The 14,138-nt window shown below is 74.8% G+C and carries 18 protein-coding genes and 1 riboswitch; of the genes, 5 read left to right on the top strand and 13 right to left on the bottom strand.

From position 1 onward, the window contains the following. A complete protein-coding gene (locus tag ACZ5OX_RS05960; RefSeq protein WP_465628926.1) occupies positions 1-216 on the bottom strand; it encodes a hypothetical protein in 216 nt (71 codons plus the stop codon). A 108-nt stretch (positions 217-324) separates the two neighbouring features. Beyond that, the gene (locus ACZ5OX_RS05955) at positions 325-1,107 is read right to left on the bottom strand and encodes an NRDE family protein (protein WP_465628925.1); all 783 of its coding nucleotides are present in this window, start codon (positions 1,105-1,107) and stop codon (positions 325-327) included. A 141-nt stretch (positions 1,108-1,248) separates the two neighbouring features. Here ACZ5OX_RS05955 and ACZ5OX_RS05950 point away from each other — a divergent pair, with 141 nt between their 5' ends. Both ACZ5OX_RS05950 and ACZ5OX_RS05945 read left to right on the top strand, forming a co-directional pair. Beyond that, positions 1,249-1,749, top strand: coding sequence for a carboxymuconolactone decarboxylase family protein (locus ACZ5OX_RS05950; protein ID WP_449788071.1), 501 nt, complete (start codon positions 1,249-1,251; stop codon positions 1,747-1,749). Continuing rightward, positions 1,746-2,570: an isocitrate lyase/PEP mutase family protein gene (locus ACZ5OX_RS05945; protein WP_465628924.1), complete on the top strand. Its 825-nt coding sequence runs from the start codon at positions 1,746-1,748 to the stop codon at positions 2,568-2,570. Before ACZ5OX_RS05950 ends, ACZ5OX_RS05945 begins: the two co-directional genes overlap by 4 nt. A 130-nt stretch (positions 2,571-2,700) precedes the next feature. Here the strand turns inward: ACZ5OX_RS05945 and ACZ5OX_RS05940 are convergent, their stop codons facing one another. The 10 genes from ACZ5OX_RS05940 to ACZ5OX_RS05895 form a co-directional block, all read right to left on the bottom strand. Next, a complete protein-coding gene (locus ACZ5OX_RS05940) occupies positions 2,701-2,961 on the bottom strand; it encodes a hypothetical protein (protein ID WP_449788073.1) in 261 nt (86 codons plus the stop codon). Between the two features lie 43 nt (positions 2,962-3,004). Then, positions 3,005-4,090 carry a cytochrome P450 family protein gene (locus ACZ5OX_RS05935; RefSeq protein ID WP_465628923.1) on the bottom strand — a complete coding sequence of 362 codons (1,086 nt, stop codon included), beginning with the start codon at positions 4,088-4,090 and terminating at the stop codon, positions 3,005-3,007. After that, entirely contained in the window at positions 4,075-5,547 is a 1,473-nt protein-coding gene (locus ACZ5OX_RS05930; RefSeq protein WP_465628922.1) for a cytochrome P450, read from the bottom strand. The genes ACZ5OX_RS05935 and ACZ5OX_RS05930 overlap by 16 nt, the downstream gene beginning before the upstream one ends. Continuing rightward, positions 5,544-6,179 carry a GTP-binding protein gene (locus tag ACZ5OX_RS05925; RefSeq protein WP_449788075.1) on the bottom strand — a complete coding sequence of 212 codons (636 nt, stop codon included), beginning with the start codon at positions 6,177-6,179 and terminating at the stop codon, positions 5,544-5,546. Before ACZ5OX_RS05925 ends, ACZ5OX_RS05930 begins: the two co-directional genes overlap by 4 nt. Beyond that, positions 6,157-6,504 (bottom strand): DUF742 domain-containing protein, encoded by a 348-nt coding sequence (locus ACZ5OX_RS05920; RefSeq protein ID WP_465628921.1) that lies wholly within the window; start codon positions 6,502-6,504, stop codon positions 6,157-6,159. The genes ACZ5OX_RS05925 and ACZ5OX_RS05920 overlap by 23 nt, the downstream gene beginning before the upstream one ends. After that, positions 6,501-6,914 (bottom strand): roadblock/LC7 domain-containing protein, encoded by a 414-nt coding sequence (locus ACZ5OX_RS05915; protein ID WP_392881869.1) that lies wholly within the window; start codon positions 6,912-6,914, stop codon positions 6,501-6,503. The genes ACZ5OX_RS05920 and ACZ5OX_RS05915 overlap by 4 nt, the downstream gene beginning before the upstream one ends. Then, positions 6,898-8,160 (bottom strand): ATP-binding protein, encoded by a 1,263-nt coding sequence (locus ACZ5OX_RS05910; RefSeq protein WP_465629598.1) that lies wholly within the window; start codon positions 8,158-8,160, stop codon positions 6,898-6,900. The genes ACZ5OX_RS05915 and ACZ5OX_RS05910 overlap by 17 nt, the downstream gene beginning before the upstream one ends. 294 nt (positions 8,161-8,454) lie before the next feature. Then, positions 8,455-9,021 carry a TetR/AcrR family transcriptional regulator gene (locus tag ACZ5OX_RS05905; protein WP_465628920.1) on the bottom strand — a complete coding sequence of 189 codons (567 nt, stop codon included), beginning with the start codon at positions 9,019-9,021 and terminating at the stop codon, positions 8,455-8,457. Between the two features lie 126 nt (positions 9,022-9,147). Continuing rightward, positions 9,148-10,029 carry an alpha/beta fold hydrolase gene (locus ACZ5OX_RS05900; RefSeq protein WP_465628919.1) on the bottom strand — a complete coding sequence of 294 codons (882 nt, stop codon included), beginning with the start codon at positions 10,027-10,029 and terminating at the stop codon, positions 9,148-9,150. A 75-nt stretch (positions 10,030-10,104) separates the two neighbouring features. Then, positions 10,105-10,395, bottom strand: coding sequence for a YiaA/YiaB family inner membrane protein (locus ACZ5OX_RS05895; RefSeq protein ID WP_449788079.1), 291 nt, complete (start codon positions 10,393-10,395; stop codon positions 10,105-10,107). A gap of 195 nt (positions 10,396-10,590) precedes the next feature. Then, positions 10,591-10,749: riboswitch (cyclic di-AMP (ydaO/yuaA leader) on the top strand. 12 nt (positions 10,750-10,761) lie between these two features. On the opposite strand from ACZ5OX_RS05895, the gene ACZ5OX_RS05890 reads away from it, so the two are divergent. After that, complete coding sequence (locus ACZ5OX_RS05890) at positions 10,762-11,610, top strand: M23 family metallopeptidase (protein ID WP_449788080.1); 849 nt, start codon at positions 10,762-10,764, stop codon at positions 11,608-11,610. 59 nt (positions 11,611-11,669) lie between these two features. Here ACZ5OX_RS05890 and ACZ5OX_RS05885 read toward each other — a convergent pair whose 3' ends face one another. Continuing rightward, complete coding sequence (locus ACZ5OX_RS05885) at positions 11,670-12,545, bottom strand: hypothetical protein (RefSeq protein WP_465628918.1); 876 nt, start codon at positions 12,543-12,545, stop codon at positions 11,670-11,672. Positions 12,546-12,587: 42 nt separating this feature from the next. On the opposite strand from ACZ5OX_RS05885, the gene ACZ5OX_RS05880 reads away from it, so the two are divergent. Beyond that, the gene (locus ACZ5OX_RS05880; RefSeq protein WP_465628917.1) at positions 12,588-13,175 is read left to right on the top strand and encodes a GNAT family N-acetyltransferase; all 588 of its coding nucleotides are present in this window, start codon (positions 12,588-12,590) and stop codon (positions 13,173-13,175) included. 113 nt (positions 13,176-13,288) lie between these two features. After that, positions 13,289-14,029: a sensor domain-containing protein gene (locus tag ACZ5OX_RS05875; RefSeq protein WP_465628916.1), complete on the top strand. Its 741-nt coding sequence runs from the start codon at positions 13,289-13,291 to the stop codon at positions 14,027-14,029. The last annotated feature ends 109 nt before the right edge of the window (positions 14,030-14,138 follow it).

Genomic DNA, 14,138 nt, shown 5'->3' with positions numbered 1-14,138 from the left:
TCACCGAACGTACGGCTGCGGGACACCGTGGCCGAGGTGTTCGAGCAACACCGCTGCCACGGTGGCCAGGACGGTGGCGGACGGGACGGCACGGTGCGCCGCGTCGCCGAGCAGCACGACGGCGGTGACCGCGGCCGGTGTGCCCGCCAGCGGCAGGGCGACGGTGAGTACGGAGAGCAGGCGGCGATGGCGGTGCGGGCGGTCCGGACGGGTCACGGCGGGGCTCCTTCGGGCTCGACCCGCGCCACGATGCCGCCTACCGCGACGTCAGGTTCAAGTCCTTTTCTCCGCGGACGCCCGTCGTCGGTCCGCCACCACCCGCCGTCAGCCCGCCGCGACCCGCCGCCAGCCCGGCCCGTCCGCGCGCACCGGCGCGGCCGCGAAGTCGTAGCGCAGCAGGTCCGGTCCGAGCGCGAGCAGCGAGATCGACGAGGAGCCCCAGATCCGCCCGTCGCCGAAGTCCCGCCGCTGGACCAGCGCGGCGTCCGCGTCCGGCGCCAGCCCGTCCCCGGCGACGACCGGCAGCCAGCCGCCCCAGGCCGTCGCGGCCGGCCCGTCGGCGGTCGGCTCCGGCCGGGGCTCGGCGGTGAGGCGGGCGCGGAAGTGGGCGGCCCGCGCGGCCATCAGGGCGCGGATCCGCGCGGAGGCGGTCCGGCCGGCGGCCAGGCCCTCCAGCCCGTCGTTGAGCACCACGCTCAGGCCGGTCGGCAGTTCGCGCTCCTCCATCCGTCCGCCGTTCCAGCTGGACACCCGGGCGCCGTCGGCCCGGACCAGGACGAGGTGGAACGGGTCGTACGGGGTGAGGTCCAGGTGGCCGATCCCGTTCTCCCGGACGGCGGTGAGCGGCAGTCGGCCGCGGGTGCGCCGGGCGTCGGCGGGGGCGAGCGGGCCGAAGCCGTTCAGCAGGCAGGCGGCGGTGCGCCGGTCGGGGTCGACGGCCAGCCAGGTGCCGCCGGCCGCGAGGTCCAGGCCGCCGAGCAGTTCGGGCCGGTCCGGCCAGTGGTGGTCCGGCGGCAGCCAGGCCCGGCCCAGGTACTCGTCCCGGACGGACAGCAGCAGCACCGGGACGGCCGCTTCCGGCTCGATGCTGACGAACGCCGTGCACACGGCCGTGCCCCCTGACCTCGTCCTGTCGGCGATCTCCTGCCAGCGATCCTCGCACGGCCGTTCGTACGCCGGAAGTGGCCCAAGGAACGGATGGCCGATCGCACCAGGACGGCGGGCCGCCGCGCTCCTAGGCTGGCGGCCATGACGACGGACGAGACGACGGACGAGACGACGCGTACGAACCAGGGGCCGGTGCCCGCCCCCGAGCAGCGGCTGGAGATGTTCAAGCTGGCCCCCGCCTACTACCAGGCGATGATCGCCGTGGAGCGGGCCTCCCGGCAGGGCCTCGACCCGCTGCTCGCCCACCTGGTCAAGGTGCACGCCTCGATGATCAACGGCTGCGCGTTCTGCATCGACATGCACTCCACCGAGGCCGAGAAGGTCGGCGAGCTGGACCACCGCCTGCTCTCCCTCCCGGCCTGGCGCGAGACCCCGTGGTTCACCGCCCGCGAGCGCGCCGCCCTGGCCCTCACGGAGTCGATCACCCTGGTGGCCCAGACCCACGTGCCGGACGACGTCTACGCCGAGGCCGCCGCGCAGTTCGACGAGACCGAGCTGGCCCAGCTGATCGCGCTGATCGCCACGATCAACGTCTGGAACCGGCTCAGCATCGCCACCCGCATGAGCCCGGCGGCGAAGTGAGCGCCGCCGATCGGAGCGTCCGGCGGGAGAAGGCCGGGCTGCTGCGCGAGCTGCACCGCCCGGGCGAGCCGCTGGTGCTGGCGAACGCCTGGGACGTGCCGAGCGCCCGGCTGGTGGCCGGCGCCGGGGCGCGCGCGGTGGCGACGGCCAGCGCGAGCGTGTCCTGGTCGCTCGGCAGCGCGGACGGCGGCGGCGCGGACCGCGAGCAGGTGCTGGCCCGGACGGCCCAGATCGTCCGGGCGGTCGACCTGCCGGTCACCGCGGACCTGGAGGGCGGCTACGCGGACAGCGCCGCCGGGGTCGGCGAGACGGTCGCCGGGCTGCTCGCCACCGGCGGGGTCGGGGTGAACCTGGAGGACGAGGGCCGCCCGCTGGAGGAGGCCGCCGAACGGATCGCGGCCGCCCGGGCCGCGGCGGACGCGGCCGGTGTGCCGCTCTTCGTCAACGCGCGCACCGACGTGTTCCTGCGCGGGATCGGCGCCCCGGAGGGCCGGCTGGACGAGGCGGTCCGCCGGTTGCGGGCGTACGTCGCGGCGGGCGCGGACGGGGTGTTCGCCCCCGGGGTGTCCGATCCGGAGACCATCGCCGCCCTGGTCGAGGCCGTCCCGGCGCCGCTGAACGTGCTGGCCGGCCCCGGCGCCCCGACGGTCGCCGAGCTGGCGAAGCTCGGGGTGGCCCGGATCAGCCTGGGCCCCGGCCTCGCCGAGGTGGCGTACGCGGCGGTCCGCCGGGCCGCCGAGGAGGTGTACGGGAGCGGCACGTTCACCGCGCTCGCCGAGGGGCTGAGCTACCCGGAGCTCAACCGGCTGTCCGCGGGCTGAGTGCCAACCGCCGGGGCCGTCCGCCGCGGGGGCCCGGCACCGTGGGCCGAAGGAAGCGGCCCGACGGCCGTGGGCGGCCGGCCGTTCGGGGGTCGGCCGGCCGCCCACGGGTCGAGCACCCGAGCGGCCGTCAGTTCAGGACGTGCCCGCTGAGCCCAGGGTGTTCCATCTGGTTGTCCCCGATCGCCTCGATCTCGTTGGCGGCCTTTCCGACCACCGGGAGCTTGCCGGCGGTCTTCAGGGCGAGGTCGGCCGGGGAGAGGGAGAGCCCGTCGGTGAGCCCGCCGGTGACGTCCGGCGAGGCGGCGGTCTGGGTCGTGGCGGAGGCCGCCGGGACGGCGAGGGCGAGGCCCGCCATGGTGAGGGCGGCCAGGGTGGCGAGTTTCTTCATGCCCTGCCGAACGACCCGGACCGCCCTCAGGTAACCGGCGGGATCAGACCGTCACCCACAGGGTGCGCACGCTGTTGCTGACGAACGAGGCGATCGGCTCGTCGGTCCTGCCCTCCGCCGGGGCCAGTCCCGGGAAGTGGGCGAACAGGTGCCGCAGCGCCGTCTCGGCCTCCAGGCGGGCGAGCCCGGAGCCGAGGCAGAAGTGCGGGCCGTGGCCGAGCGACAGGTGCCTGGCGGGCTGCCGGGTGAGGTCGAAGCGGTCCGCGTCCGGGTGGTGCCCGGAGTCCCGCCCGGCCGCCGCGTACGAGGCCAGCAGCGCCTCGCCGCGCCGGATCACCACGTCGCCGACCTCGATGTCCTCGATCGCGTAGCGCAGCGGGAACTGCCCGACCGGGGAGTCGTAGCGCAGCGTCTCCTCGACCACCGCCGACCACGGCTGCTCCCCGTCCAGGACGAGCCGCAGCTGGTCCGGGTGCGCGAGCAGGGCGCGGACGGCGTTGGTGATCAGGTTGAGCGTGGTCTCGTGCCCGGCGACCAGCATCAGCAGCAGGGTGCCGACCAGCTCGGCCTCGCTGAGGCGGTCGCCCTCCTCCCGGACGGCGATCAGGTCGGAGGTCAGGTCGTCGCCTGGCTCGGCCCGCTTGGCCGCCACGACCTTCGCCAGCAGCGCGTTCAGGCCCCGCTGCGCGGCGACGGCCGCCGCCGGGGTGGCCGAGCTGGAGACCATGGTGTCGGACAGCTCGTGCAGCTCGTCCTGCTGCTCCAGCGCGAGGCCGAGCAGCTCACCGATCACCTGCATCGGCAGCGGGTAGGCGAAGTGCCGCCGCAGGTCGAACTCGCCCTCCAGCTTCGCGACCTCGTCCAGCAGCGCGATCGTCCGGGCCTCGATGGCGGGGGCCAGGCCGGCTATCCGGCGCGGGGTGAAGGCCTGGGAGACCAGTCCGCGCAGCCGCCGGTGGTCCTCGCCGTCGGCGGTGACCATGCCGGGGACGGCGATGAAGTTGAGCAGCGGCCAGCCCTCCGGCAGCCGTCCCTCCCGGAAGGTGTTCCAGAGCCGGGCGTCCTTGCCGACCCTGGGGTCGGCCAGCAGCGACTGGAGGGTGTCGTGGTGGGTTACCGCCCAGACCACCACCCCGCCAGGGAGCTCCACCAGGACCGCGGGGCCGGCCGCGCGGAGCCGGGCGTTCTCGCCGTGCTGATCGCGGCCGAAGGGGTCGAGCCTGACGGGCTCGGCGCGGGTTCCGTCGTCGGTGGTGTCCATGCGGGCCTCTCGGGGGCTGGCGGACGGGGTGGGGTGAAGGCGCTGTAGAGCACCGGAAGGGCGTTCAGGGCCCGCGCCCACGGGGACGGGCGCCAGGTCAGGTCACCGGCCGGTACGGCCAGTTGGAGGTCGGGGAGGCGGTGCAGCAGGGTCTCGACGGCGGTCTCGACGATGATCCTGGCCGGCTGCTGGGCCGGGCAGACGTGCTTGCCCGCGCCCCAGGCGAGGTGGGCCCGGTTGCCGCCCAGCGAACCCTGCGCGGCGGCCGAGGCGCCCTGTGCGGCCGGGTCGGCGTTGGCCGCGGCCAGACCGAGCACGAGCAGGTCGCCGGCGCTGATGTACTGGCCGCCGAGGACGGTGTCACTGGTGGCCCAGCGGCCGGGGAAGTTCTGCGTCGGCGGGTCGCGCCAGAGCACCTCCTCCAGCGCGTCGGAGACGGTCAGCCGCCCGCCGGTGAGGGTGGCCCGGAAGCGCCGGTCGGTGAGCAGCAGCCGCAGCGTGTTGCCGGTCCAGCCGATGGTGGTCTCGTTCCCGGCGACCATCATCACCACCAGGTGGTGCACCGCCTCCTCGTCGGTCAGCGCGGCCGGGTGGGCCAGCAGCCAGGAGGTGAGGTCGGCGCTGGGCTCGGTCCGGCGGCGGCGCACCAGGTCGACCAGGATCGCGTGGAACTCCTCGTTGGCGCGCACCGATTCGGCGCCGCTGTCGGAGATGTCGTTGATCAGCCGGATCAGGTGCGGACCGGCGTCGGTGGGCAGACCGAGCAGCTGGGTGAAGACCAGCAGCGGCAGCCGGTTGGCGTACTGGGTGACCAGGTCGGCGGTGCCGTCCGGGCCCCAGCTGTCGATCAGCCCGTTGGCGGCGGCCTCGGTGGTGCCGCGCAGCTGCCGGTGGTCGATCTGGGCGAGGGTGTCGGCGACGGCGGTGCGCAGCCGCTGGTGCTCGGCGCCGTCCAGGTTGAGCACGGTGGGGCGCCAGGCGGTCATCGGCTGGAGCCGGGAGTCGGGCGCCAGCCGGCCCTCGGCGGGCACCCGCCAGCGCCGCGAGTCCTTGGAGAACAGCGCCTCGTTGCGGGTGAGTTCGAGCAGCTCGGGGTAGCCGAGGACGAGCCAGGCCTCGACCCCGGGCTCCAGCTCGATCGGCGCGACCGGCCCGTAGCGCTCGCGCAGTCGGGCGTACAGGCCGTGCGGGTCCTCGGCGAGGGCCGGGCCGTACAGCGGGGTCAGCGGCACGCCCACGGGCAGCCCGCCGGGCAGGCTGCCGCCGTGGGCGACGGGGCACCCGCCGGAGGTGCCGGGGGTCACGGGGTGTTCGGGAGCGGTCATCGCTGGAGCTCCAGGATCGAGCTGCGGTGCAGGTGGTCGACGAAGTCGATCAGCAGGTCGTAGGACTGCCGGCGGTCGCGCGCGTCGCAGTGCAGGATCGGCACCTCCGGCAGCAGGTCCAGCGCGGAGCGCAGCTCCTCCTCCGGATAACTCGGCGTGTTCGGGAAGGTGTTGACCGCGACCGCGAACGGGATGCGCTGCTCCTCCAGCCGGCCGAGCACGTCGAAGCTCTCGTCCGGGCGGCGCAGGTCGACCATGGCGATGGCGCCGAGCGCGCCGCGCGACAGGTCGTCCCAGAGCGGCCAGAACCGCTGCTGCCCGGGCGTGCCGAACAGGTACAGCGCGAGCCGGGAGTTGAGCGTGATCCGGCCGAAGTCCAGCGCCACCGTGGTGGTGGTCTTGCCGGGGCGCCCGGTGAGGTCGTCCACGCCGGCGCTGGCGGCGGTCATGGTCTCCTCGGTGCGCAGCGGGGTGATCTCGCTCAGCGAACCGACCAGGGTGGTCTTGCCGACCCCGAACGGACCGGTGACCAGGATCTTGACCGCGCCCTGCACCGAGGAGGGCAGGTACTGCGGCCCGTCGGTGGACCCGGCGGCCCCGGGGACGGCTTCAGCGGAGTTGGCGGAGGCCAACGAGCACCTCTTCCAGGAGGGTTGCGGGCAGGCGTTCGGCCTGCGGGACGGGAGGGAGCACCTGCACGGCACCGAGGTCCCACAGGTCCCCGACCAGCACCTTGACGACGCCGAGCGGCAGCCTCAGGTGGGCCGCCACCTCGGCGATGGACAGCAGGCTGTGGCAGAGGTCGAGGATGCGCCGGTGTTCGCGGTTCAGCAGCTCGTGCTCGGGCAGGTCCGGTGGTTCGGGTGACGCGCTGACCAGGCTCTCCACGGCCAGCTCGGCCCGGGTGGGGCGGCTGCGGCCACCGGTGATGACGTACGGCCGGACCGGCCCGCTCACCGGTGGCCCCCCGCCGCGTGGTCGACGCGCGGCGGGCTGGTGAGGTGGGTGCCGATCCGTTCGACCAGGACCTGCATCTGGTAGGCGACCAGGCCGGCGTCGACCGCCTCGCTGGTCACCACGGCCAGGTGGGCGCCGGCACCGGCGGCGACGACGAAGAGGTAGCCGCCGCCGTACTCGATGATGATCTGTCGGGTGGCGCTGCCCGGTCCGCCGAAGCCCGTCGCGACGCCGCGGGCCAGCGACTGCAGTCCGGAGCAGGCGGCGGCGAGCCGTTCGGCGTCGTCGCGCCCGATGCCCTCGCTGCGGCCGATCTCCAGGCCGTCGTTGGAGACGACGACGGCGTGCTGGACCTGCGGGACGGCGATGATGTCGGCGAGCAGCCAGCCGAGATCAGGGGTGGTGGTCATGGAACTCTCCGGAGCGCTGGGGAAGTCGGGGGGAAACGGGCGGGGAAGGGTCGAACTGGGCCTGGGCCCGGGCGGCGGACCGGCCGCTGGCGGTTCCGGCCTGGAACATCGCCATGAACGCCTGCGCGTCCCGGGCCGAGCGGTAGGGCGGCGCGGGCGGCGGAGGGGGAGCGGCGTGCTGGGCCGGGCGGCTGTTGCGGTCGCGCCGGTGGCTCCGGCGGGGCAGCGGGGGAGGGGTGCCGTCGGCGGCGTGCCGGCCGGTCGGTGGGGTCTCCACCAGGGGGTGGCCGGAGGGAGAGGCCGGCGGGGGGCCGGGGTTGAACGCGCGGTCGTCCGGCCCGAGGCCGGGGACGGTGGGCGGCAGCGGCTCGGTGAGCAGCGCGTTCGGGAGCAGCAGGACGACGCGCACGCCGCCGTACGGCGAGGGCGCCGAGCTGAGCGTGACCCGGAAGCCGTACTGCTCGGCGAGCCGGCCGACCGCGGCCAGGCCCAGCTGCGGCACCTCGCCGAGCCGGGAGACCTCCAGGGTGCTGCCGCCGGCCAGTGCGGCGGCGGCCTTGGCGACGGCCTGTTCCGGCATGCCGACGCCGCCGTCGTCGATCTCGATGACGGCGCCGTTGTGCACGGGCACCAGGGTGACGAACACCTGGGTGCTGGGCGGGGAGTAGCGGGTGGCGTTGTCCAGCAGCTCGGCGATCGCGTGGATCAGCGCCTCGGCGGCGGCGCCGACCACCGCGGTCTCGATCCGGCTGCGCACCACCACGCGCTGGAACGGCAGGATGCGCGACTGGGCGCCGCGGACGACGTCCTCCAGGGAGACCGGTTCCGGCCAGTGCCGGCCGGCCCGCGCGCCGCAGAGCACGGCCAGGGTCTGGGCCAGCCGGGCCTGTTGGGCGGCCGCGTGGTCGGCCTTGAGCAGGCCCTCCAGCAGCGCCGGGTCGTCGTGGGTGCGCTCCATCTCGTCCAGCAGCGCCTGCTGGTCGTGGGCCATCACCAGGATCCGGCGGGCGACGCTGAGGAAGGCCCGCTGGGTGGAGGCGGTGTGCTCCTGCTCCTGCTGGACGGCGGCGAGGTCGGCGCCGCGGCGGGAGAGTTCGGCGGCCAGCTGTTCCTGGACGGCGGCGAGTTCGCCCTGTAGCCGGTCGGCGCGGCCGCGCTGGGTGACGGACACGGCGCGGTACCGCGCGGCGGCCATGAGGGCGAGGACGGCGAGCACGCCGGTTGCCGTTACGGACCACTGAGTCATCGTCACGCGGCGAATTCTAGGGTGATGATCCTACGAAGGTGTGAACGGATCTCGCCAAGTGACCGGATCTTGTCAATATCGAGTCAATTCGGCGGCAATCGGCACTCGTTCGACCCCGATCCCACCGCTTGACGAGGGGCCGTACCTGCCCGACCGGCACCGGCGGGCAACGTCGGAATCGAGCCGGGTGGCCGGATCGCGTTCCACGATGTGTGGGGTCCGTGCTCACGGTGTTCGGAAGGGGCGCGGCCGGGTGCGGGAACACCGGTGCCGGTCCGCTCCGGTGCCGGTCCGCTACGCGGGCCAGGCGCGCAGGCCGGTGGTGAGGGTGGCCACGAGGCGGTCGTGGGTGGTGGTGAGGTCCTCGGCGAGCTGGAAGGCACCGGCGGTGGTGAGCGAGGCGAAGCCGTGGGCGAGGGAGCGGACGGTGCGGGCGGCGTGGATCGCCTCGGAGCCGTCGAGGCCGTACTCCCGCAGGACGGCGACGATCACGCCGACGAGCCGGGCGGCCGCGCGGGCCAGGTCGTCGTCCGGCTGCGGGGCCTGGGGGAGGGCGTTGTAGCGGTGCGGGTGCTCGGTGGCGTACGCGTGGTAGGCGCGCAGCACGGCGGCGACGGCGTCGTCCCCGCTGCGTCCGACGGCCGCCTCGGCCAGTCGGTCGGCCAGTTCCCCGGTGACCCGGACGGCGATCAGCCGCCGCAGTTCGGCGAGGCCGCCGCTGACGTGCTTGTACAGCGAGGGGGTGGCGACCCCGGCCCGGGCGGCGACGGAGGCCAGGGTGAGGGCCTCGGCGCCCTGCTCGTCGATGAGGGCGAGGGCGTGGTCGACGACCTGGTCGGGGGTCAGTCCTACGCGGGGCATGGGCTCGGGCTCTCCGTACGGGTCGAAGTCGGGTGACGTCGGGCGCTGTCGGGCGGGTGCCGGTGACGTCGGCGGGGCGGGCAGGGGCGGGCAGGGTCAGGGTCGGGCGGGGGCCGGCGGCGGCGCTCAGCCGAGTTCGGCGAGGAACGGCAGCAGGGCGTCCGCGGTGGCCGCCGGGTTGTCGGCCATCGGGTAGTGCCCGGACCCCTCGATCATCGCCTTCCGCGCGCCGAGCGCGGCGGCCTGCCGGTCGGCGACGAGTTCCGGCTTCGGGAAGTCGGGGTCCTTGTCGCCCATGACCACCAGCGCCGGGCACCGCACGGCGGCCGTCCAGCCGACCGGCGCCGAGTCGCCGTGGACGTACCCGCGGGTGGCGGTCTTCCGCCCCGGCGTGCGCAGCGCGGCGACCAGCCCGTCCACGTACGCGTCGAAGTCGGCGGGCTTGGCGCCGGGGAAGGCCATCCGGCGCAGGTAGAAGCCCCAGGAGGCCGGCCAGTGGACGAGGGCGGGGCCCATCAGGGCCATGACGCCGCGCATCAGGGCGCCCGGCGGCGGGCTCTCGACGAAGGCGTCGATCAGGACGATCCCGGCGACCCGCTCGGGCGCGTCCCCGGCGGCCTTCACGACCGTCGCCCCGGTGTACGAGTTGCCGGCGAGGACGGCGCGCTCGATGCCGAGGTGGTCGAGCAGGGCGAGGACGTCGTCGGCGATGGCGGCCGGGCTGTAGTCGTCCCAGCTGATCGAGGATTCGCCGAAGCCCCGCAGGTCCATGGTGACGACCCGGTGGCCGGCGGCGACCAGCAGCGGGCGCAGGTGCCGGTACGCGGCCCGGCTGTCGAGCATGCCCGGGAGCAGGACGACGGGAGTGCCGTCGCCCTGCCGGGTGTCGTCGAAGGCGATCCGGCCACCGGGAACGGTCAGGTACTGGGTGCTCGGAGTGATGGTGCCGTTCACGGGGTCCTCCTCGGGCCGCGGGTGCGGGGCATCGGCGGTACTGCCGATAGCCATAAAGCTAAGGCTAATAGCCTTAGCCGTCAAGCGGCCGGCGGGCCGGGGGAAGGGGGCGCGGTCGGACGGGTGCGGTCAGACCCCTTCCACCTTGAACGGGTCGTGCTCGCTGAGCAGCTTCTCCAGCCGGGCCTGGTCCACCCGGGTGACCATCTCGTTGGACTCCTGCCGGTCCCGGACCACTTTCGCCAGCGTGAACGCGGAGGTGACGGTGTAGAGGAGGCCGATCCCGAGGAAGGCCCGGGTCCACCCGCCGACCGGCAGGTAGGCGATCCCGGCGGCGAGGGCGATGCCCGACAGGGCGAAGGAGAGGACGGCCTGGATGTGGTACGCGGCCGTGGTGCGGGTCTGCATCGGTGCGCTCATGGCGTCAGGATGCGGCCGCCCGGCCGGGCCGCACATGAGTAGGGGTACTCAGATGGGGCCGTGCATGAGGGGTCGTTCGTTGACGTCCGTTCACCTGTGATCGGGCGGCCCGAAACGGATGGCTTGGAATCAGAGCTTCCTAGGATTAACGTTTGATAACGCAGCGCGGTTGTCAACGCCGTACCCAGACGGCACCGTGCGCCGTCGCCTAATCCCGCCGACCCGCCCCCGGGCAGGTCAGGGAGCCGGGGAACCACGTTCCTTGGGGTGAATCGGCGGGGCCCCGGCCCGGCCGTAGGAGACCTTCCTGCTCCGAACCCGTCAGCTAACCCGGTAGGCGCGAAGGAAGGAAAGGAGCGCGCCTCCGTGGCGTCGACGCACACCCCGGCACACCCGGCCGGCCCCGCAGCCGGTACCCAGCTCCTCGACCACCCCGGCCCGGACGGCCCCGAGGCCTTCGGCCCGGAGGCGTTCGCCGCGGAGGCCGACACCAACCGCCACCGGATGCCGCGTCAGACCCGCGGGGCCTCCCCGCTGCTCGGCGTCACCGCCGTCGCCGCCACGCTGGGCGCCACCGGCTTCGCCTCGGCGACCCCGGCCGCCGCCCCCGCCGTCGAGGTCCCGGACGAGACCCCGGTCGCCCTCTCCGCCGACCCCGGCCTCGCGCTCGCCGCCCGCATCCAGCACCAGGCCGACAGCCAGCGCACCGCCGCCGAGGAGACCGCCCGGCTGCAGGCCGCCCAGGAGGCGGAGGCCAAGGCCGCCGCCAAGGAGGCCGAGGCCAAGCGCGCCGCCGAGGAGGCCGAGCGGGCCAAGGCCGCCGCCCTCACCCTCCCGGTGAACGACTACCGGCTCTCCGCCCACTACGGCCAGAGCGCCCGCTACTGGGCCAACCTGCACACCGGCCTGGACTTCGCCGCCGACACCGGCACCCCCGTCCACGCGCTCGGCCAGGGCACCATCACCTCGGCCGGCTGGGCCGGCTCGTACGGCTACCGGATCGTCGAGACCCTGCCCGACGGCACCGAGATCTGGTACTGCCACCTCTCCTCGATCACCAAGGGCTCCGGCAACGTCGCCACCGGCCAGCAGATCGGCAAGGTCGGCGCGACCGGCAACGTCACCGGCCCCCACCTGCACATGGAGGTCCGCCCCGGCGGCGGCGCCCCGGTCGACCCGGAGCCCTGGCTCCAGCAGCGCGGCCTCAACCCCTGACGCACGCGCACCGACGCACCCGCGGGAGGCCCCTGGACCGGGGCCTCCCGCGCCGCGTCTCACTCCTCGACGGGCAGCTGCGCCAGGTACGCGTCGATCTCCTCCGGGCCCGGCTCCGGCGCCAGCTCCGGGAACTCCGTCACCAGCAGCCGCGGCAGCCCCGGCACCGTCCAGGCGCCGAACAGGTCGAGCGCCGCGTCCACCGCCGCCTCCTCGAACCTCCCGAAGTCCCCGGCCAACTCGTCCGGCATCGGCCGGCCCAGCGCGGTCAGCCGCGCCAGGTTGCGGTAGCTGCGCCGCATCAGGCCCTGCTCCAGCAGCCGACGCGCGCCGTCCGTGGCCATGCCCACCGAGAGCACCCGGCCCGGGCCCCAGCCCCGCTCGTCCGGCTCGTCCAGCCAGCCGGCCGACGCCAGCGCCTCGAACGCCGCCAGCCGCTCCTCCTCGGCGAACTCCCCGAAGCCGGCCAGCCACTCCCGCACCGCCTCCGGATCCGTGACGTCCGCCCCGTGCGCGTGCAGCAGCAGCGCGTACAACCGGGGCCAGGTCACCAGGTCGGCGCGGCGCAGCAGCCCGGCCGCGACCTCCCCCTGCCACTCGGCCTCCTCGTGCAGCCGCTCCTGTCGCTTGGCGTTCAGCCGGCGGGCCGCCCGCTGGTGGTCGATCAGCAGCCGGACGGCGTCGCCGTAGGCGAGCGGGTCCTCCTCGGGCGCGGGTTGGACGTACAGGTGGAGCCGCTCGTGGAGCAGGTGCTCCACCGCGTCGGAGGTCAGTTCGGGCCAGCCGTCGTGCATCCTGCCCTCGCCCAGCTCCAGCAGCGCCAGCACCGCGCGCAGCGGCTCCTCGGCCACCGGCGCGCGGCCCTGCTCGGCCGCCCAGGCGAGCAGGTCGGCGGCCTTGGTGCGCGGGGCGAGCCGCAGGTCTTCGTCGTTCATAGTCCGAACGGTAGCCGCCGGGCGGGGATAGGGTCGGCAGCCATGGTCCCCGTACGACTCACCGGCCCGCGACTGGCCGTCCGCGAGTACCACCACACCGAGGGCGACGTGGACGCGCTGCACGCGCTGTTCGGCGACCCGGAGGTCACCCGGTACCTGCCCTTCGGGCCGAGCGACCGGGAGGACTGCGCCGACCAGGTCGAGCTCTACCTGGAGGAGGCGATGGCCGAGGAACGGGACACCTACCGGCTCGCCGTCACCAGGCTCGCCGACGCCGGGGAGCCGGACGACGCGACGCCGATCGGGCAGGCCTCGCTCACCCTCGAAGGGCACCGCGCCGCCTGGCTCGGGTGCGTGCTGGCCCGCGGGTGCTGGGGCCTCGGCTACGCGGGCGAGACCGTCGGCCTGCTCTGCGACCTCGCCTTCGGCCCGCTGGGCCTGCACCGGCTGGCCGCCCGGGTCGCCGTGGCCAACACGGCCTCCGTCAAGGTGCTCACCGGGCTGGGCTTCCGACTGGAGGGGCGGCTGCGGCACGACGTGTTCGAGGACGGCGTCTGGTCCGACTCCTACCTCTACTCGCTGCTCGCCGACGAGTGGCGCGGCCCGGCCGTCCGGGCGGAGGGGGGTTAACCCCACCCCGCATCCGCCAGGCCTCCGGATCCCAGCCGGCCGGCGCGTCCACCAGACTGGACCCCGTCAGCGGGACGAACGACCGACAGTACGAGGGGCCGGGGGCCGGGAGCATGAGCAGCAGCCGCAGCATGGAGGACACGGGTTGGGACGTCCCGGGCGGTTACGGTGACGACCCGCGCCCCGTCCGGGCCCGCCGGACCGAGCGGCGGCCGGCCCTGTGGCGGGCGCCGTTCTCGGCCTACTACTACCGCGAGGTCGGCTTCGCGCTCAGCGGCCTGCCGTTGGCGATCGCCGGGTTCGCCTCCTCGATCACCCTGCTGTGCCTCGGCCTCGGCACCTTCGCCACCGTCATCGGCCTGCCCGTCCTGGGCGCGCTGACCGGCCTCGCCCGCGGCTTCGGCCGGCTGGAACGGGCCCGGGTGCGCGGCATGCTGGCCCTGGACGTCCCCGGCCCGGAGCCGGTGCGCCAGGTCCGCCCGGGCGGCTGGGGCGCCGTCACCGCGCGGCTGGCGGACGGGGCCGGCTGGAAGGCCGTGCTGTACCAGGTGGTGATGTTCCCCTGGGCGGTGTTCAGCTTCTCGGTGACGCTGGTGTTCCTGGTGCTCGGCTGGGCCCTGACGCTCTACCCGCTGTACCACTGGGTCTTCCCGACCTACACCCCCTGGAACGGGTACCGGCTGTTCGACTTCACCGACGACGAGGGCATCCGGCACGTGTACGAGGTCCAGGCGCCGTGGCAGATCGCCGGGCTCGCGGTCATCGGGCTGGTGCTGGTCTACCTCACCACCCAGCTGGTCCGTGGCCTGACCAACGTCAACCGGGCCGCCGCCCAGGGCCTGCTCGGCCGCTGACCACCCAGGCCCCGCCCAGGCCCCGCCCGGCTCCCCGCCCACACCCGCCAGGCCCCGCCCGCACCCTGGACGCTTCCGGATGCGGCCGGGGCCGCCGCGTGTCCGGACG

This window comes from Kitasatospora sp. NPDC032121 (assembly GCF_055580145.1).
The sequence above is the reverse complement of the archived record's forward strand: the minus strand, read 5'-3'. Positions and strand labels throughout refer to the sequence as shown.

Coding starts and splice junctions, on each gene's coding strand:
- ACZ5OX_RS05950 (WP_449788071.1), top strand. CDS start 1,249: ATGACGACGGACGAGACGACGGACGAGACGACGCGTACGAACCAGGGG.
- ACZ5OX_RS05940 (WP_449788073.1), bottom strand. CDS start 2,961: ATGAAGAAACTCGCCACCCTGGCCGCCCTCACCATGGCGGGCCTCGCC.
- ACZ5OX_RS05930 (WP_465628922.1), bottom strand. CDS start 5,547: ATGACCGCTCCCGAACACCCCGTGACCCCCGGCACCTCCGGCGGGTGC.
- ACZ5OX_RS05915 (WP_392881869.1), bottom strand. CDS start 6,914: ATGACCACCACCCCTGATCTCGGCTGGCTGCTCGCCGACATCATCGCC.
- ACZ5OX_RS05910 (WP_465629598.1), bottom strand. CDS start 8,160: ATGACTCAGTGGTCCGTAACGGCAACCGGCGTGCTCGCCGTCCTCGCC.
- ACZ5OX_RS05905 (WP_465628920.1), bottom strand. CDS start 9,021: ATGCCCCGCGTAGGACTGACCCCCGACCAGGTCGTCGACCACGCCCTC.
- ACZ5OX_RS05900 (WP_465628919.1), bottom strand. CDS start 10,029: ATGGCTATCGGCAGTACCGCCGATGCCCCGCACCCGCGGCCCGAGGAG.
- ACZ5OX_RS05895 (WP_449788079.1), bottom strand. CDS start 10,395: ATGAGCGCACCGATGCAGACCCGCACCACGGCCGCGTACCACATCCAG.
- ACZ5OX_RS05885 (WP_465628918.1), bottom strand. CDS start 12,545: ATGAACGACGAAGACCTGCGGCTCGCCCCGCGCACCAAGGCCGCCGAC.
- ACZ5OX_RS05880 (WP_465628917.1), top strand. CDS start 12,588: ATGGTCCCCGTACGACTCACCGGCCCGCGACTGGCCGTCCGCGAGTAC.
- ACZ5OX_RS05875 (WP_465628916.1), top strand. CDS start 13,289: ATGAGCAGCAGCCGCAGCATGGAGGACACGGGTTGGGACGTCCCGGGC.